Annotated in this window: 4 protein-coding genes; all 4 read left to right on the top strand. The window is 71.7% G+C overall.

From position 1 onward, the window contains the following. Nucleotides 1-21: 21 nt before the first annotated feature. The 4 genes from ACGFNI_RS17995 to ACGFNI_RS17980 all read left to right on the top strand — a co-directional run bounded on the left by ACGFNI_RS17995 (nucleotide 22) and on the right by ACGFNI_RS17980 (nucleotide 19,898). Nucleotides 22-11,100, top strand: coding sequence for a type I polyketide synthase (locus tag ACGFNI_RS17995; RefSeq protein ID WP_393684832.1), 11,079 nt, complete (start codon nucleotides 22-24; stop codon nucleotides 11,098-11,100). Between the two features lie 203 nt (nucleotides 11,101-11,303). Beyond that, on the top strand, nucleotides 11,304-12,908 hold the full coding sequence (locus tag ACGFNI_RS17990; RefSeq protein WP_393684830.1) for an FAD-binding oxidoreductase: 1,605 nt from the start codon (nucleotides 11,304-11,306) through the stop codon (nucleotides 12,906-12,908). 125 nt (nucleotides 12,909-13,033) lie between these two features. Further along, nucleotides 13,034-14,137 (top strand): NAD(P)-dependent alcohol dehydrogenase, encoded by a 1,104-nt coding sequence (locus ACGFNI_RS17985; RefSeq protein WP_393684828.1) that lies wholly within the window; start codon nucleotides 13,034-13,036, stop codon nucleotides 14,135-14,137. A 178-nt stretch (nucleotides 14,138-14,315) separates the two neighbouring features. Beyond that, entirely contained in the window at nucleotides 14,316-19,898 is a 5,583-nt protein-coding gene (locus tag ACGFNI_RS17980) for a type I polyketide synthase (protein WP_393684827.1), read from the top strand. Nucleotides 19,899-19,925 lie beyond the last annotated feature (27 nt).

The following is a 19,925-nucleotide window of genomic DNA, read 5'->3' as shown; positions in this document are numbered from 1 at the left end:
AAGAGTAGGGGAAGCTGCGAGATGGCCAACGACGAAAAGCTGCTCGGATACCTCCAGCGGGTGACGGCGGATCTCTACGAGACCCGCCACCGCCTCCAGGAGTTGCAGGACCGCGACCAGGAGCCGATCGCGATCGTCGGCATGGCGTGCCGCTACCCCGGCGGGGTGACATCCCCCGAGGACCTCTGGCGCCTGGTGTCCGACGGCACCGACGCGATCACCCCGTTCCCGACCCGGCGCGGCTGGGACGAGGACCTGTACGACCCCGACCCGGAAACTCAGGGCCGTAGCTACACCCGCGAAGGCGGATTCCTGCACGACGCCGACGCATTTGACCCGGCGTTCTTCGACATGAGCCCGCGCGAGGCCCTGGGCACCGACGCACAGCAGCGACTGCTTCTCGAAATCGCCTGGGAAACGTTCGAACGCGCGGGAATCGACCCCGCCGTGGTCAAGGAAACCCCGGTCGGAGTCTTCACCGGCGTCATGTACGGCGACTACGGAATTCGGCTGCACAACATTCCCGACGGATTCGAGGGCTATCTGCTGACGGGCAGCGCGGGCAGCGTCGCCTCGGGGCGCGTCGCCTACAACCTGGGCCTGGTGGGCCCTGCGGTGACGGTGGACACGGCCTGCTCGTCTTCGCTGGTCGCGCTGCACCTGGCGGCGCAGGCGCTGCGCTCGGGCGAGTGCTCGATGGCGCTCGCCGGCGGAGTGACGGTGATGTCGACGCCGGGGACGTTCGTGGAGTTCAGCCGCCAGCGCGGGCTGTCACCCGACGGCCGGTGCAAATCCTTCTCCGCCGGGGCCGACGGGGTCGGCTGGGGCGAGGGCGTGGGGATGCTGCTGGTGGAGCGGCTGTCGGACGCCCGGCGCAAGGGACATCGGGTGCTCGCGGTGATGCGTGGCTCGGCCGTGAACCAGGACGGGGCGTCGAATGGCCTGACGGCGCCGAACGGTCCTTCGCAGCGGCGAGTGATCCGTCAGGCACTGGTGGCCGCCGGGCTCTCCACCGCCGATGTGGACGTGGTGGAGGCGCACGGCACGGGCACCAGGCTCGGCGACCCGATCGAAGCCGAGGCGCTGTTGGCGACGTACGGCCAGGAACGGGACGTCAACAGTCCGCTGTGGCTGGGCTCGGTGAAATCCAACATCGGTCACACACAGGCCGCCGCCGGCGTGGCGGGTGTGATCAAGATGGTGATGGCGATGCGGGAGGGTGTGCTGCCGCGGACGCTGCACGCGGACGAGCCCTCGCCGCACGTGGATTGGTCGTCGGGCGCGGTGGAGTTGTTGCGGGAGGCGCGTGCGTGGCCGGAGCCGGCGGATCATCCGCGCAGGGCCGGTGTCTCGTCGTTCGGTATCAGTGGGACGAACGCGCATGTGGTGTTGGAGCAGGCGCCGGTGGGGGAAGCGGATGAGGCCGCTGACGCCAGTGTTCCGGTGGTGACGCCGTGGGTGGTGTCGGGCCGGTCGGCGGCGGCGTTGCAAGGCCAGGCGGCGCGGCTTCGGGCGTATGCGGAGGAGAACGGTCCGCTCTCGGCCGCCGATGTGGGCTGGTCATTGGTGTCATCGCGGTCGGCCTTCGAGCACCGGGCGGTGGTACTGAGCGAGGGCGGCCGGAAGGGGCTGCTCGCCGGCCTCGATGCGTTGGCGCCGGACGGTGCCGGTGGTGCCGGTGTGGTGACGGGGTCGGTGGTACCGGGGCGGCTGGGTGTCGTCTTTTCCGGTCAGGGTGCTCAACGGGTGGGCATGGGGCGGGAGTTGTACGACACGTTCCCGGTGTTCGCCACCGCCTTTGATGAGGTGTGTGGTCATCTCGACCCGTTGCTGGGCGGGTCGTTGCGTGAGGCTGTGCGGTCGGGCGACGGGCTCGATGAGACGGGAGTGACACAGCCGGCTTTGTTCGCAGTGGAAGTGGCGCTCTACCGCCTGCTGGAGTCGTGGGGCGTCCGGCCGGAGGTCCTGGCCGGGCATTCGGTCGGTGAGATCGCTGCCGCGCATGTGGCGGGGGTCTTCTCGCTCGCGGACGCCGCCCAACTGGTGGCTGCACGCGGCAGGTTGATGCAGGCACTGCCGTCCGGCGGCGCGATGGTGTCCGTTCAGGCGACCGAGGACGAAGTGCTGCCGCTGCTGTCCGGTTGCGAGGACCGGGTGAGTATCGCCGCAATCAACGGCCCCCGGTCCGTCGTCGTCTCGGGTGACGGAGCGGCCGTCGGGGAGATCGAGTCCCTGCTCCAGGCACAGGGACACAAGACGAAGCGGCTCACGGTCAGTCATGCGTTCCACTCGCCGCTGATGGACCCGATGCTCGACGACTTCCGCTCGGCGATCAGCGGCCTGGAGTTCACCGCCCCGAGCACGACGATCGTGTCCGCGGTCACCGGCGAGTCCGTCACCGACGAGATCGCCTCCGCCGACTACTGGGTCGCGCACGTACGCCGCCCGGTGCGATTCGCCGATGCGGTCCGCGAGATGGCGGGTGCGGGCGTACGGACGTTCCTCGAAGTCGGGCCGGGCGGAGTGCTCTCAGCTTTCGTTCCCGACTGCGTCAGTGAGGACGCCAGGGCAGCGGCTTTCCCCCTTCTGCGCCGGGATCGTCCCGAGGCGCAGTCGGCGGTGGCGGCTCTGGCCCAGGCTTGGGTGCGGGGCGTCGGCGTCGCGTGGGAGACGTTCTACGAGGGTTCGGGCGCCCGTCGCGTCGACCTGCCGACGTACGCCTTCCAGCATGAGCGGTACTGGTTGTCGGCACCGGAAGGCGGCGGCGCGGCGGACGTGGCATCGGCGGGGCTGAGCGCCGCCGGCCATCCGCTGCTGGGGGCGGCCATCGAGCTTGCGGACGGCGACGGTGTGATCCTCACCGGGCGCCTGTCCCTGCAGAGCCACCCGTGGCTCGCCGATCACGCCATCCTCGACACCGTCCTGCTGCCCGGCACCGCCTTCGTCGAACTCGCCCTGCGCGCCGGCGATCACGTCGGCTGCGACCGCATCGACGAACTCACGCTGGCCGCGCCGTTGATCCTGCCGGACCAGGGCGCCGTGCGGCTGCAACTCTCCGTCGGCGCCGCCGACGACTCCGGACGCCGCGAGTTCGGCATCCACACACGGCCCGATGGTGACGACGGAGTGGAGCGCTCCTGGACCGAGCACGCCACCGGCGTCCTGGCCACCGGCAGCCGAACGGCGCCTTCGGAGACGCCGACGGCGAGCTGGCCGCCCGCCGACGCGGCGGAAGTCGCGCTCGACGGCGTCTACGACCGGCTCGCCGAACAGGGCCACGGCTACGGGCCCTCGTTCCGGGCGCTGCGGCGGGCCTGGCGGCGCGGCGACGAGATCTTCGCCGAGGTCGTCCTGCCCGATGAACAGCGCGCGGACGCCGGTAAGTACGTGCTCCATCCCGCCCTGCTCGACGCCGCCCTGCACCCGCTGCTGCGCGGAGTCGTGGACGAGGCACGGCAAGGCGGCCTGCCGTTCTCCTGGGCCGGGGTCAGCGCCTACTCGTCGGGCGCGACGATGCTGCGCGTACGGCTGGTCGTCAGCGGCCAGGACACCGTGTCCCTGACGGCCGTCGACAGCACCGGCGCGCCCGTGGTGAGCGTCGATTCCCTGCTGTCACGCGCGGTATCCCCCGACGCACTGCGCAGCGCGGGCACGACGTACCACGAATCCCTCTTCCGGCTCGGCTTCCAGCCAGTCCCGGCCGTCGGCGCGACGAACGCCGACCCGTCCACGTGGGCCAGGCTGGGCAGGGGCGGCCTGCCGGGCGGGCTCACCGGCACGCGCGCCTACGAGGACATCGCCGCACTGCGCCGGGATCTCGACGCGGGCAGCCCCGCTCCTGAGGTTGCCGTCTGGTCACCCGCAGACGGCACTGCGGCCGGCGGCGAAGTCGTGCCCGCAGCTCACGAACTGGCCGGCGCAACCCTCGACATGGTGCGCTCCTGGCTCGCGGACGACCGTCTCGCCGCCGCACAGCTCGTCGTCGTCACCCGCGGCGCCCTGGCCACCGGCACGGATGGGGACTCCGGCGGGGAAGCGGCCACTCCGCGACCGCCGGACCTCGCCGCCGCGACCGCCCTCGGTCTCCTGCGCAGCGCACAGACCGAGAACCCAGGCCGCTTCGTACTGGTGGACATGGACCACGGCACGGATGCGGGCGTGGGTGTGGCGACGGGCGCGGGCGCGGGCGCGAACGCCGAAGCTGACGATCCGGCAGCCGACGATCCCATCCGGCGGCTGCTGGTCACGGCCCTGGCCACCGGCGAACCCCAACTCGCCGTCCGCGACGGCGAGATCACCGCCCCCAGACTGGCCAGGACCCCGGACCGGAACACCCCATCGGACCGGAACCGCGATCTCCACGCCACCGAAGGCACCGTCCTCATCACCGGCGCCACCGGATCGCTCGGTGCGATGCTCGCCAGGCACCTCGTGGTCGAGTACGGCGCCCGGAACCTGTTGCTGACCAGCAGGCGCGGCCCGGCCGCCCCCGGCGCCGAGGAACTCACGGCGGAACTGGCCGAACTCGGCGCGCGGGCCCGGACCGTGGCGTGCGATGCGGCGGACCGGGACGCGCTCGCCGCGCTGCTGGCCTCGATTCCCGCGCAGCACCCGCTGACCGCCGTGATCCACACCGCAGGCGTCCTCGACGACGCGATCGCGGCGGCCCTCACCCATGAGCAGCTGGACCGGGTGCTCAGGCCGAAGGTCGACGCCGCCTGGAACCTGCACGAGCTGACCAAGGACCTGGACCTCTCCGCCTTCGTGCTCTACTCCTCGTCCGCCGGTACCTTCGGTGGCCCTGGTCAGGCCAACTACGCCGCCGCCAACGCCTTCCTCGACGCGCTGGCCGCTCACCGCCGCGCCTCGGGCCTTCCCGCCCTGTCGCTCGCCTGGGGCCTGTGGGCCGAATCGCAGGAAGCGGGCGGCATCACCGAAGGGCTGAGCGAGAACGACAGGACCCGCATCGCCCGCGCCGGCATGTTCCCGTTGCGGCGGGACGAGGGCCTTGCGCTGTTCGACGCGGCGCTCACGCAGGACGCGCCCTACGTGCTGCCCATGCGACTTGACCTCGCCACCCTGCGGACCCGCACGGACACACTCCCCGCCCTCCTGCGCGGACTCGTACGCCGGGCCCCTCGGCGCGGCGTGGCGGCCGGAACGGACAACGGTCCTTCACTGGCCGGGCGCCTGGCGGGACTGCCCGAGGCGGAGCAACTGCGCGAACTGGACCAGCTCGTGCGCTCACAGGTCGCCGCCGTCCTGGGATACGGCGACCGCAGCGCCATCGGTGCCGACCGGGCCTTCCAAGAGCTGGGCTTCGACTCGCTCACCGCCGTCGAGCTGCGCAACCAGCTCGGCACCGCCACCGGCCTCCGGCTGCCCGCGGCGCTGATCTTCGACCACCCGACCCCGGCGGACGTCACGGCCTATCTCCGCGCCGAACTCATCGACGCCGGGGAAACCCGGGAAGCCGCCGCCCTCGCCCTGCCGCCTTCGCCGGCGACAACCGCCGCCGACGACGACCCCATCGCCATCGTCGCCATGGCCTGCCGGCTCCCCGGAGGCGCCAACTCCCCTGAAGAACTATGGAAGTTGGTGGCCGACGGCACGGACGCCATCACCACGTTCCCCTCGGACCGGGGCTGGGACCTCGACGGACTGTACGACCCCGACCCCGACAGCCCCGGCAAGTCCTACACACGGGAAGGAGGGTTCGTGGACGGCGTCGACCGGTTCGACGCGGCGTTCTTCGGGATCTCCCCGCGTGAGGCGCTGGCCATGGACCCGCAGCAGCGGATGCTGCTCGAAACCGTATGGGAGACCGTGGAGCGCGCCGGGATCGACCCGCACACCCTGCGCGGGAGCCAGACGGGTGTCTTCGTCGGCGCCAGCGGGCAGGACCACGGCGGAATCCTCGCCCGTACCCCCGGATTCGACGGCTACCTGCTGACCGGCAGCGCGGGCAGCGTCGCGTCCGGCCGCATCGCCTACACCATGGGGCTCGTCGGCCCGGCCATGACGGTCGACACGGCCTGCTCGTCGTCGTTGGTGACGCTCCACCTCGCCGCGCAGGCCGTGCGGTCGGGCGAGTGCTCCATGGCACTCGCCGGCGGCGCGATCCTGTTGTCCACACCCACCCTGTTCGTCGAATTCAGCAGACAGCGCGCCGGAGCCCCGGACGGACGCTCCAAGGCGTTCTCGGCCTCGGCCGACGGCGCAGGCTGGTCCGAGGGCGTCGCCATGCTCCTCGTCGAGCGGCTGTCGGACGCCCGGAAGAACGGGCATCCGGTACTCGCGCTCCTCCGGGGCTCCGCGGTGAACCAGGACGGGGCGAGCAACGGCCTGACAGCGCCGAACGGCCCGTCGCAGCAGCGGGTGATCCGGCAGGCGCTGGCGTCGGCCCGCCTGTCGCCGACCGAGGTCGACGCCGTGGAAGCCCACGGCACCGGCACAAAACTCGGCGACCCCATCGAAGCCGAGGCATTGCTGGCCACCTACGCCCGCGACCGCTCGCCCGAGCAGCCCCTTTGGCTCGGCTCGGTGAAGTCCAACATCGGCCACACCCAGCACGCCGCGGGAGCCGCCGGTGTGATCAAGATGGTGATGGCGATGCGGGAGGGCGTTCTTCCGCCGACCCTGCACGCCGATGAGCCTTCGCCGTTCATCGACTGGTCGTCGGGTGCCGTGGAGTTGTTGCGCGAGGGGCGTGTGTGGCCGGAGGCGGGTCGGCCTCGGCGTGCGGCGGTGTCGTCGTTCGGCATCAGCGGGACGAACGCGCATGTGGTGTTGGAGCAGGCGCCGGTGGAGGTGGAGGCCGTTGACGCTGCTCCGGTTCCGGTTCTGGTTCCGGCAGTGGTGCCGTGGGTGGTGTCGGGTCGGTCTGCCGATGCGTTGCGTGGGCAGGCGGCGAGGCTGCGGGAGTTCGTCGCTGGTGACGACGTGAGTGCTGTTGATGTGGGCTGGTCGTTGGCGTCGTCGCGTTCGGTGTTCGAGCATCGTGCGGTGGTGTTGGGGTCGGGGCGTGACGAGTTGCTGTCGGGTCTGGGCTCGCTCGCGGCTGGTGCAGATCCGGCGCCCGGCGCGGTGGGGGGCGCGCGTGGGGAGGTGGTGTTCGTCTTCCCGGGGCAGGGGACGCAGTGGACGGGCATGGCTGCTGAACTGCTCGCTGAATCTCCGGTGTTCGCGGAGTGGATGGCCCGGTGTGAGGCGGCGCTGGCGCCGTACGTCGACTGGTCGCTGACATCAGTCCTGCGAGACGCCACCGCGCTGGACCGTGTGGATGTGGTGCAGCCGGTCTCGTGGGCGGTGATGGTGTCGCTCGCGGAGTTGTGGCGTTCGCTGGGCGTGGTCCCGTCCGGTGTGGTGGGCCACTCGCAGGGCGAGATCGCTGCCGCCGTAGTAGCGGGAGCGCTGTCACTGGAGGACGGTGCCCGTGTCGTCGCCTTGCGCTCGCAGATCATCGGGCGTGAGCTGGCCGGTCACGGCGGTATGGCGTCCATCGCGCTGCCGGAGGACCAGGTACGCGAAAGGATCGACGCGGACGACCAGGTGGGTATCGCCGCCGTCAACGGCCCCAGCTCCACGGTGATTTCAGGTGACGCGGAGGCGGTCGCCGCCCTCGTCGCCGCCTATGAGGCCGAGGGTGTCAGGGCTCGTCTGATCCCCGTCGACTACGCCTCCCACTCCTTCCAAGTGGAGCGGATCGAGGGCGCGTTGATGGCTTCGCTGGAGTCGCTTGAGCCTCGTGCGTCCGATGTTCCCTTCCACTCGACGGTTGAGGGCCGTGCGATCGATACGTCCTCGATGGATGCGGGGTACTGGTTCCGTAATCTGCGGCAGGAGGTCAGGTTCGGCGAGGTGGTCGAGTCGCTCATCGGGCAGGGGCATGACGCGTTCATCGAGGTCAGTGCGCACCCGGTGCTGACGTACGGCATCGAGGAGACGGCCGAGGCCCTCGGTGCTGATGCGGTGGTCGTGGGGTCGTTGCGCCGGGAGCAGGGCGGTCTGCACCGGTTCCTGGAGTCGGCGGCCGAGGCGTGGGTGCGTGGCGTCGGTGTGGACTGGAAGCGGGTGTTCGCGGAGTGCGGTGCGCGCCGGGTGGAGCTGCCGACGTACGCGTTCCAGCACGAGCGGTACTGGCTGGCGGCGCCCGATGACGGCGGCGATGTGACGGCGGTCGGCCTGCGCGCCGCCGGGCATCCGCTGCTGGGTGCCGCGGTGGAGCTGGCCGACGGCGCCGGTGCGGTACTGACCGGCCGGCTGTCCCTGCGCGCGTATCCGTGGCTCGCCGATCACGCGGTGATGGACACGGTGCTGCTGCCGGGCACGGCATTCGTGGAGCTGGCCGTGCGGGCGGGCGAGCAGGTCGGCTGTCACCACCTGGAAGACCTGACGCTGGCGGCGCCGCTCGTCCTGCCGGAGCACGGGGCCGTCCAGCTCCAGGTCGTCGTCGGTGGGGAGGACGAAGCGGGGCGGCGTCAGGTCGGCGTCCACTCGCGCCCCGACACCGGGAACGGGACCGACGCCGACAGCGGCAGCGAACCGGTGTGGACGCGCCATGCCACCGGGGTCCTGTCCACCGAGTCGGCGCCCGCCCCAGGCGGACTCACCGCCTGGCCGCCTGCGGGCGCAGCGGAGCTGGACACCGACACGCTGTACGAGATGCTCGCCGGGCAGGGGTACGGCTACGGTCCCGTCTTCCAGGGCCTGAAGCGGGCCTGGCACCGGGGGGACGAGATCTTCGCCGAGGTGGAGCTGCCGGAGGAACTGCGTCCTGACGCCGAGGCGTTCGCCCTGCACCCGGCCCTCCTGGACGCCGCCCTGCACTCCGCCGTGCTGAAGGCGCTCGACGAGGGCGCCGATCCCGGCCTGCCCTTCTCCTGGTCCGGGGTGCGGATCCACGCTCCCGGGGCTTCGGCCCTGCGGGTCAGGCTGTCGACGGACCTGGCATCCGACTCCGCGTCGCTCCTGATAGCCGACGGGACCGGTGCGCCCGTGGCCACCGTGGACTCGCTCGTGTGGCGCACGGTGTCGCGGGAAGCGCTGCGTGCCGCCGCTGCCGCCTCGCAGGGCACGATCGACGACCTCTACGAAATCGCGTGGCCCACCCGGCCCGCTCCCGCCGCCGCCCCCGCTTCCGCATCCCGGTCCGCCTGGGCCCTGCTGGGCGAGGACGCCGCCGCCTTCGCCGGTGCCCTCGCGGACGCCGCCGACGGTCACGAACTGCCCGTACTGTCCGGCCCGCCCGCGATCCACGCGGACCTGGCCGCCCTGACCCAGGCCCTGGACGAGGGCGCCACCCCGCCCGGGACCGTCCTGTACGTGCCGGGCCCTGCCGGTGGCGGGGGCGCTCCGGACGCGGCGACTCTGCCGTCGGCGGTACGGGCGACCACCCGCGCGATGCTGGACATCGTGCAGAGCTGGTCGGCCCACGAGGCCCTGGACGGCTCGCGGCTGGTCGTGCTGACGCGAGGGGCCGTCGCCACGTCCGCGCCGGAGACCGGCGAGGCGGCGGACCTCGGGCAGGCGGGGCTGTGGGGGCTGGTGCGCACGGCGCAGACCGAGAACCCGGGCCGCTTCGTGCTCGTCGACACGGACGGGCAGCCGGCCTCGCTCCGTGCCCTTCCCGCGGCACTGGCGGGAGCGGAACCGCAGTGCGCGATCCGTGACGGCGAGGTACGCGTACCGCGCCTGGCCAAGGCCGATGCGAAGGCGGACACCAACGCCGTTGCCATGTACGGCAGTTCGGTCGCCGCGCCCTGGATGCCGCAGGGCACCGTGCTGATCAGCGGCGCGACCGGCGCCCTCGGTGTCCTCGCCGCCCGGCACCTGGTCACCGAACACGGCGTCCGGCACCTGCTCCTCGTCAGCCGGCGGGGCGATCGGGCACCCGGGGCCGCCGAGCTGACGCGCGAACTCGGCGCACTCGGGGCGACGGTCACCATGGCGGCCTGCGACGTCGCCGACCGCACCGCCCTCGCCGGACTGCTCGCTTCCGTACCGCCTGCGCACCCGCTCACCGCGGTGGTGCACACGGCCGGTGTGCTGGACGACGGTGTGCTCGCCGCCATGACACACGAACAGCTCGACCGGGTGCTCCGCCCGAAGGTCGACGCCGCGTGGAACCTGCACGAGGCGACCAAGGACCTCGGCCTGTCGGCCTTCGTGCTCTACTCCTCCGTCTCCGGGCTGATCGGCCCGCCCGGACAGGGCAACTACGCCGCAGGCAACACCTTCCTCGACGCGCTCGCCCACCACAGGCGCGCGGCAGGACTGCCCGCGGTGTCCCTGGCCTGGGGGCTGTGGGGCGAGGCCGGAGGCATGACCGCCCACCTCGACGAGGCCGACCGGCGTCGGATGGCGCGCGGCGGCGTCGTCCCGCTGCCGTCCCAGGACGGCATGCGGCTGTTCGACACCGGCGTCGGGCTCGGCCCTGCCCTGCTGGCGCCGGTGCGGCTGAACACCGCGGCGCTGCGCGCGCAGGGCGACCGGATGCCCGCCGTGCTGCGCGGCGTCGTACCCGCCGTCAACCGGCGTCCGGCCGCCGCCGCCGCCGCTGCCGGCGGCGGCGGTCTCGTCCAGCGGCTGGCGACGATGAACGCGGCGGAACGGGACCGGGCCCTGCTGGAGCTGGTGCGCGCCGAGGTGGCCACCGTGCTGGGGCACTCAGGGCCCGAAGCCGTCGACCGTGGCCGCGCGTTCAAGGAGCTGGGCTTTGACTCGCTGGCCGCCGTCGAACTGCGCAACCGGCTGGGCGCCGTCACCGGCCTCAGGCTGCCCGCCACCCTCGTCTTCGACCACCCCACCCCCACGGCGCTGGCCGGGCACCTGGCCGCGGAACTCCCGCTCGGCGCAGCCGCGTCCGCGGACGGTTCCGTGCTGGAGACGCTGGAGCGGCTCGAAGCGGGCGTGCGTTCCGGGGCCATGGCCGGCGCGGATCACGCGGCGGTCGCGGACCGGCTGGAAAGCCTCTTGTCGAAGCTCCGCGCGACGGGAAGCGCGGTGCACGCGGACGGCGGCTCACTGGACGACGACGTCCACTCGGCTCCGGTGGACGAACTGCTGAGCATCATCGAAGGGGAGCTGGACGTGAGCTGATTCCGGCGGAATGCGGCGGGGCGTCCGTGCCTGCGGGCCCCGGGAAATAGGGGGTTGATAGGGGTGGCAGGCAGGTGTGAGCCAGTAATGATTTGGCTGAAAACCGAGAACCGGGGCCCGTACCGGCGGGAAGGCGCGGCAGCGAGCCGCTGACCACCACCGCGGCCCCGGGCAGGGTACACAGCAACGGGGGAGAACACATCATGGCCGATGGCTGGATGCTTGCTGATCTGGCGCTCATCGCTCCGGATCTGGCCTCGGACGCGGCACTCTCGGCCGCAGCCGCGCCCAGCTTCATGGAGACGCCTCACCGGGAGTCCGTCTCCATCACACCGAACGATCCCCGGTACCAGGACCTGCTCCTGCGGGGCTACAACCGCCGCTTCACCGGAAACCCGGACAACATCCGCGTCGTCACCAGCACCGAGCAGGTCATCGACGCCGTCAACGACGCGGTGCGCACGGGCAGGCAACTGGGCGTGCGCAGCGGCGGCCACAACCTCGACGGACTCGTGGACGATCCCCGGGTACGCAGCGTCATCGACCTGACCGGCATGCGCTCGGTGTCCTACGACCCCAGGATGCGGGCCTTCGCCATCGAGGCCGGCGCGACCCTGGGCGAGGTCTACCGCGCCCTCTACTACGGCTGGGGCGTCACGCTTCCCGGCGGCGCCTGCCCGCCCGTCGGCGTCGGCGGCCACATCACGGGAGGCGGCTACGGTGCCCTGTCGCGGCAGTACGGACTGGTCGCCGACCACCTGTATGCCGTCGAGGTCGTCGTGGTGCCCTCCCGGGGCAGCGCGCGGGCCGTGGTGGCCACCCGCGAGCCGAAGGACCCCAACCGCGACCTGTGGTGGGCCCACTGCGGTGGCGGCGGCGGCAACTTCGGCGTGGTCACCCGCTTCTGGCTGCGCTCTCCCGACGCGCGGACGAACGACGCGGGACGGATGCTGCCGAAGGCGCCCGGCGGGACGCTGATGTCACGCGCCGTGTGGAAGTGGGACGAACTGGACCGCAGCTCCTTCGTCCGGATCGCCCGCAACGTCGGTGCCTGGCACGAGCGGTACAGCGCACCGGGCATGCGGGAGAACGCCCTGTTCGGAGGGTTCATCGCGCCCCGCGTCGAATTCGGCTCGGTGACCGTCGCCGGACAGGTCGACCCCACCGTCGAAGGCAACGAGCGCATCCTCCACGACTTCATCACCGCCGCCTGCGAGAACGTGAACGTCAAACCGACGATCACCACATCCGCGCGACTGCCGTGGCTGACCACCGTGCTGTCCTACGTCGACACCGGCGTCGGCCTCGGAGCCAAGCCGCCCCTCCGGTCCAAGACCAAGGGCGCCTACCTCAAGAAGCGCTACACCGACGACCAGTTGGAGACCGTCCACCAGTACCTGACGGGCCCCGACTACCGCCACGCACCGGCGGCCTTCGCGCTCTCCTCGTACGGCGGGCAGATCAACGCCCCGGCCATGGACGCCACCGCCACATCCCACCGCCAGGCCGTCCTGCTGGCGTCCATCTACAACTACTGGGACAAGGCGGAGGACGACAACCACCACCTGACCTGGTCCAGGAACTTCTACCGCGACCTCCACCAGGACACCGGGGGAGCGCCCGTCCCCGGCGACCACTACGACGGCTGCTACATCGGCTGGCCCGACGTCGACCTCGCCGACCCGACGCTGAACACCTCGAAGACGCCGTGGCAGACCCTGTTCTACCGGGACAACTACCCCCGGCTGAAGCGCATCAAGGAGGCATGGGATCCGCGCAACGTCTTCCGCCACGGACTGTCCATCTGACCGTCCGAAGGGCCGGACGACCGGCGCTTCCCGTCTCCCGGGCCCCGGGCGCCCCCTCGCGGCAGCGCCCGGGAGCCCGTGACCCGTACCTCGACACGAGCGACGAAGACCGACGGGAGACCTACGTGCGAACCACCTCAGCGGCAGTCGTCCACGACAAGGGCGGCCCCTTCCGCATTCAGGAAGTGACGGTGGCAGAGCCCCGGCCGAACGAAGTGCTGGTGCGGCTCACCGCCACCGGCATCTGCCACACCGACCTCCTGGCGCGCGACGGGATACTGCCGCCGGCCGCGCCCGCCGTCCTCGGCCACGAGGGCAGCGGAGTGGTGGAGGCCACCGGCTCGGCCGTCACGTCCGTCACCGTCGGCGACAGGGTGGTGCTCGCCCCGGTGAACTGCGGCGGGTGCCGCCCGTGCCGCACCGGCCACCCCATGCACTGCGCGGTGTTCCTGCCGCTGAACTTCCGGGGCCGCCGGGCCGACGGCTCCACCGCTTACCACGGCGCCGACGGCACGGAACTGAACGCCCACTTCTTCGGCCAGTCCGCGTTCAGCCGCCACGTCGTGACCGACGCACGATCCGCCGTCGTGGTGGACGACCGCGCACCCCTGGAACTCCTCGGCCCCCTCGGCTGCGGATTCCAGACCGGCGCGGGCGCGGTCCTCAACGTGCTCAGGCCCGAACCCGGCAGCTCCATCGCCGTGTTCGGCGCCGGAGCCGTCGGACTGGCCGCGATCATGGCGGCGCGCATCGCCGGCTGCGACCGGATCATCGCCGTCGACCTCCACCCCCACCGCCTCCGAACCGCCCGCGAACTGGGCGCCACACACGCCTACGACGCGGCCGGGGGAGACGAAGTGGTCCGTCGCATCGTCGACCTCACCCACGGCGGAGCGGACGCCACGGTCGACGCGGTCGGCCACCCGCAGACCGTACGCAACGCCGTGGCCGCACTCGCCGTCGGCGGCACCGCTGCGGTGCTCGGCTCGGGCAGCGGCCCGGGGCAGGAGATCTCCCTCGGCCTCGGCCAGCTCTTCGGACGCACCGTGAAGGGCGTACTGGAAGGGGACAGCGTGCCCGCCCTGCTGATTCCGCGGCTGGCCGATTTCTTTGTCAACGGCCGATTCCCGATCGACAGAATCGTTCGCACCTATCCATTCGAAGAGATCAACAAGGCAGCCGAAGACGCCGCGGCCGGACGGACGATCAAACCCGTCCTCGTCCACTGACCGAACCCATTCCCTAGGGGGAACTTAGGGGGTGCCGGGTTACGGACGCTGGGTAGCATTGCGCATCAGTCGCGCACACCCGCCCTGCATATCAACCCACACGCCAACTCACGCATCAATCCTGCACATTACCCATTCGTTTACTGCGACAGGCTACCCGACGGGGGAAGTGGCACCGGTGCCGGAAGATGAGAAGGAAAAGCTCGTCGACTATCTGCGGCGGATGACCATCGATCTGCGCCGGGCCCGCCGACGAGTCCAGGAACTCGAATCCAAAGCCGAAGAACCCCTCGCCGTCATCGGCATGGCCTGCCGCTTTCCTGGCGGGGTGACATCTCCCGAGAGCCTCTGGAAATTGGTGAAGGACGAGGTCGACGCGGTAGGCGCCTTTCCGTCCGACCGCGGCTGGGAAGACAATCTCTACGACCCCGACCCGGACCGTTCGGGAAAGACCTATGCGCGAGAAGGCGGATTTCTGCACGAGGCGGGCGACTTCGACGCCGCGTTCTTCGGGATTTCCCCGCGCGAGGCCATGGCAATGGACCCGCAGCAGCGGCTGCTGCTCGAAACGGCATGGGAAACATTCGAGCGCGCCGGCATCGACCCCACCGGACTGCACGGCAGCAGGACCGGCGTCTTCGCGGGGCTCATGTACCAGAGCTATGTGCCGGACCACGCACAGACCCCCGGCGACCTGGAAGGCTACGTCGTCAGCGGAAACTCGGGCAGCATCGCCTCGGGGCGCATCGCCTACTCGCTGGGCCTGGTGGGCCCGGCGGTAACGGTGGACACCGCCTGTTCCTCGTCGCTGGTGGCCCTCCACCTGGCGGCACAGGCGCTCCGCTCCGGGGAGTGCTCACTCGCGCTGGCGGGCGGCGTGACCGTCATGAACACCCCCACCCTGTTCGTGGAGTTCAGCCGCCAGCGCGGGCTGTCACCCGACGGCCGCTGCAAGTCCTTCTCCGCCGACGCCGACGGAGCCGGGTGGGGCGAGGGTGTGGGGATGCTCCTTGTGGAGCGACTGTCGGACGCCCGGCGGAACGGGCACCGGGTGCTGGCGGTGGTACGCGGCTCGGCGGTCAATCAGGACGGGGCGAGCAACGGTCTGACGGCGCCGAACGGGCCTTCGCAGCAGCGGGTGATCCGTCAGGCTCTGGCGGCTGCCGGGCTCTCCACCGCCGATGTGGACGTGGTGGAGGCGCACGGCACGGGGACGCGTCTCGGCGATCCGATCGAGGCCGAGGCGCTGCTGGCGACGTACGGCCAGGGCCGGGACGCGGACCGGCCGTTGTGGCTGGGCTCGTTGAAGTCGAACATCGGACACACACAGGCCGCCGCCGGTGTCGCAGGCGTGATCAAGATGATCAAGGCTATGCAGGAAGGCGAGCTGCCGCGCACGCTCCACGTCGATCAGCCATCGGAAGCCGTGGACTGGTCGTCGGGCGCGGTGGAGTTGTTGCGTGAGGCGCGTGCGTGGCCGGAGGTGGGGGACCGTCCGCGTCGGGCCGGTGTCTCGTCCTTCGGCATCAGCGGGACCAATGCGCATGTGGTGTTGGAGCAGGCGCCGGTGGGGGAGGCGGATGAGGCCGCTGACGCCAGTGTTCCGGTGGTGACGCCGTGGGTGGTGTCGGGCCGGTCGGCGGATGCGTTGCGGGGGCAGGCGGCGCGGCTGCGGGAGTTCGTCGCCGATGGTGATGCGTCGGCGTGCGATGTGGGCTGGTCGTTGGCGTCGTCGCGTTCGGTGTTCGAGCATCGTGCGGTGGTGTTGGGGTCGGGCCGCGACGAACTGCTGTCGGGCCTGGGGACGCTCGCGGCGGGTGCAGATCCGGCATCCGGCGTGGTGGGTGGTGTGCGTTCGGAGGTGGTGTTCGTCTTCCCGGGGCAGGGGACGCAGTGGACGGGCATGGCTGCCGAACTGCTCGCTGAATCTCCGGTGTTCGCGGAGTGGATGGGCCGGTGTGAGGCGGCGCTGGCGCCGTATGTGGACTGGTCGTTGACGTCGGTCCTGCGGGAGGGTGCCGGGCTGGACCGGGTGGATGTGGTGCAGCCGGTGTCGTGGGCGGTGATGGTGTCGCTCGCGGAGTTGTGGCGTTCGTTGAACGTGGTCCCGTCCGGTGTGGTGGGGCATTCGCAGGGTGAGATCGCTGCGGCTGTAGTAGCGGGCGCGTTGTCGCTGGAGGACGGCGCCCGCGTTGTCGCTCTGCGCTCGCAGATCATCGGGCGTGAGCTGGCCGGTCACGGCGGTATGGCGTCCATCGCGCTGCCGGAGGACCAGGTACGCGAAAGGATCGACGCGGACGACCAGGTGGGTATCGCCGCCGTCAACGGCCCCAGCTCCACGGTGATTTCAGGTGACGCGGAGGCGGTCGCCGCCCTCGTCACCGCCTACGAGGCCGACGAGGTCCGGGCCCGCCTGATCCCCGTCGACTACGCCTCCCACTCCATCCAAGTGGAGCGGATCCAGGCCGAGTTGCGCGACGTTCTTGCCGCCGTGCGCCCTCGTCCATCCCGCATCCCGCTGTACTCCACCGTCGACGGCACGGCCATCGACACCACCGCCATGGACGCGGACTACTGGTTCCGCAACCTCCGGCGGACCGTGCGGTTCGAGGAGACCGTTGGGGCGCTCCTGCGCGACAGGCACGACGCGTTCATCGAGGTGAGCGCGCACCCGGTGCTGACGTACGGCATCGAGGAGGCCGCCGAAGCCGTTGGCGCTGATGCGGTGGTCGTGGGGTCGTTGCGCAGGGAGCAGGGCGGTCTGCGCCGGTTCCTGGAGTCGGCGGCCGAGGCATGGGTGCGTGGCGTCGACGTGGACTGGAAGCGGGTGTTCGCGGAGTGCGGGGCCCGGAGCGTGGAGCTGCCGACGTACGCGTTCCAGCACGAGCGGTACTGGCTCCAGGTGCAGCCGGAGCGGGGTGACGTGACCGCGGCCGGGCTGCGTGCCGCGGACCATCCGCTGCTGGGCGCCGCGGTGGAGCTGGCCGACGGGTCAGGGGTGGTGCTGACGGGCCGGCTGTCGGCGGGCGCGCATCCGTGGCTGGCGGATCACGCCGTGCTGGACAGGCTCCTGGTTCCCGGCGCGACCTGGGTGGAGTTGGCGGTACGCGCCGGGGATCAGGTGGGCTGCGCGGTGCTGGAGCGGCTGACGGCGACCGCGCCGCTCGTCCTGCCCGAGCACGCAAGCGTCCCGTTGCAGGTCGTCGTCGGAGGCGAGGACGAGTCCGGCCGCCGCGCGGTGACCATCTACTCCCGCCCCGACGCCGAGGGCGACCTTCCCTGGACGTGCCACGCCACCGGACTGCTCGCGCGGGCCGCCGCCCCTGCCCCTGCCCAGACCGCTGCCCCGGTCCCCGCCCCGCCGTGGGAATGGCCACCCCCGGCCGACGCCAGGGAGATCGAGGTCGACGGCGTCTACAAGTCCCTGTCCGCCGCAGGGTTCGGCTACGGCCCCGCGTTCCAGGGCCTGCGTCGCGTATGGCGGCGTGCGGACGAGATCTACGCCGAGGTCGAACTGCCGGAGGAACACCGCTCCGACGCCGAGTCCTTCACCCTCCACCCGGCGCTGCTCGACGCCGCCTCCCAGGCGATGCTGCCCGATGCCGCGGACGGCCATGACGGCCATGACGGCGGTGTCGTGCTGCCGTCCTCCTGGTCGGGTGTCCGTGTCCATGCCACCGGAGCCACCGCACTGCGCGTCCGGCTGTCGGGGATCGGCTCCGGCACGGTGTCGTTGACGGCCGCCGACGAAGCCGGACAGGCAGTGGTCTCCGCTGAATCGGTGACGGCGGTGGCGGTGCCTGCCGATCAGCTGCGCGGGCCTGAGCAGGGCGAACCGTACGCCTCGCTGTTCCGGGTCGAGTGGAAGAGCGTGCCGCTCGCCTCGGGTGCCGACGAGCCGGTCCCGGATTCCTGGGCGGTTCTCGGCGCCGACCGAGCCGCTGGTGCACGCACCTACGACGACCTCGGTGCCCTCGTCCGCGCCCTGGACGAAGGCGCGGATGTGCCCTCGGTCGTCGTGGCGTCCCTCGCCTCCGCACCGGACGCGGAGGACGAGGTCGTCGAGCATGCGCACGCCGCCACCGCTCGGGCGTTGGAACTCGTCAAGTCCTGGCTGTCCGACGAGCGTTTCGCCGCCTCCCGGCTTCTCGTCCTCACGCACCGGGCCGTCTGCCGCGCCGACGAGGAGGTACGCGACCTGGCGCACTCCGGAGTCTGGGGCCTGCTGCGCAGCGCCCAGACGGAGAACCCAGGCCGCTTCGTGCTCGCCGACACCGACGGGGGAGAAGTGGACTCCGGGCAGCTGGCCGCCGCGCTCGCCACCGGGGAGCCACAACTGCTCCTGCGCGGCCCCGCGGCCTTCGTGCCGCGCCTCGCCAAGGCCCCCGCAGTGGCCGTGAACCCCGCAGTCGCGGTCCCCTCCCCACTGGGCTCCGATGGCACAGTGCTGCTTACGGGCGCCACCGGTGCGCTGGGCGCCCGCCTCGCCCGCCACCTGGTGACCGGGCACGGCGTGCGGAATCTGCTGCTGGTGAGCCGCCGCGGCCAACAGGCCGAAGGAGCAACGGAGTTGGCGGCCGAGCTGCGGGCATCGGGCGCGCGGGTCACCGTCGCCGCCTGCGATGTCGCCGACCGGGCACAGCTGGCGAGGCTCATCGCCGGTATACCGAAGGAGAGCCCGCTCACCGCCGTCGTGCACGCGGCCGGGGCACTGGCGGACGGCATCGTCTCCGCCATGACGTCGGAGCAATTGGCCACGGTGCTGCGCCCCAAGGTGGACGCGGCATGGAACCTCCACGCGGAGACCAAGCACCTCGGCCTGTCCGCCTTTGTGCTCTACTCCTCCGCCGCCGGCCTGCTCGGCGGAGCCGGCCAGGCGAACTACGCCGCCGCGAACACCTTCATCGACGCGCTCGCCCACCACTGCCGAGGCCAGGGAATCCCTGCCGTCTCGCTGGCCTGGGGGCTGTGGGGGGAGGCCGGCGGCATGACGGACCACCTCGGTGCCGACGACCGCCGCCGCCTGGCACGCGGCGGCCTGGCGCCCCTGAGCGACGCGGAGGCTCTGACGCTTTTCGATGTCGCCCTCCGCCTCGACCAGGCCCTTCTCGCCCCGGTCCGCTGGGACACGGCGATGCTCCGCGAGCAGGGCGAGAACCTGCCGGTCCTCCTGCGGGACCTGGTCAGGGTGACCGTCCGGCGTGCCGTGGCGCACGGGACCGGAGCGGGCGGCGGCAGCGGGGACGGCGGTCCGTCCGGCCTCGTACGGCGGCTGGACGCACTGAGCGGAACGGAACGCCACCGGGCGCTGGTCGACCTGGTGCGAGGCGAGACCGCGGCGGTGCTCGGCCACCCGGACCAGCGGGGCATCGGGCAGGACCGGGCGTTCAAGGAACTGGGCTTCGACTCGCTCACCGCCGTCGAACTGCGCAACCGGCTCGGCGCCGCCACCGGCCTGCGCCTGCCCGCCGCCCTCGTCTTCGACCACCCGACCGCGGCGGCCGTCGCCGGATACCTGCGCTCGGCCCTCTTCCCAGAGGAGAGCGGGGCGGTGCCGGGCGGGACCGACGGCGAAGAAGCCGAAATCCGCCGCATTCTGACCACGATTCCGCTGAGCCGACTCCGGCAGGCCGGAGTCCTGGAAACGCTGCTGAACCTTGCCGCGGCCGACCACGAGGAGAAGACGGAACCGGTGGACGCGATCGACACGATGGATGCCGAGAGCCTGCTGCGGCTGGCCGCCGGAAACCTGTCCGACTGACCGACCGACGATCTGGCGGGGGTGAAT

The organism is Streptomyces sp. NPDC048644, from assembly GCF_043199105.1.
Classification (GTDB): Bacteria; Actinomycetota; Actinomycetes; order Streptomycetales; family Streptomycetaceae; genus Streptomyces.
Note: the sequence above shows the minus strand (reverse complement) of the source record. Positions and strands in the feature narration are given on the sequence as shown.

What these genes read in the sequence shown, in the direction of transcription:
- ACGFNI_RS17995 (WP_393684832.1), top strand. Translation starts at nt 22, where the DNA reads ATGGCCAACGACGAAAAGCTGCTCGGATACCTCCAGCGGGTGACGGCG.
- ACGFNI_RS17990 (WP_393684830.1), top strand. Translation starts at nt 11,304, where the DNA reads ATGGCCGATGGCTGGATGCTTGCTGATCTGGCGCTCATCGCTCCGGAT.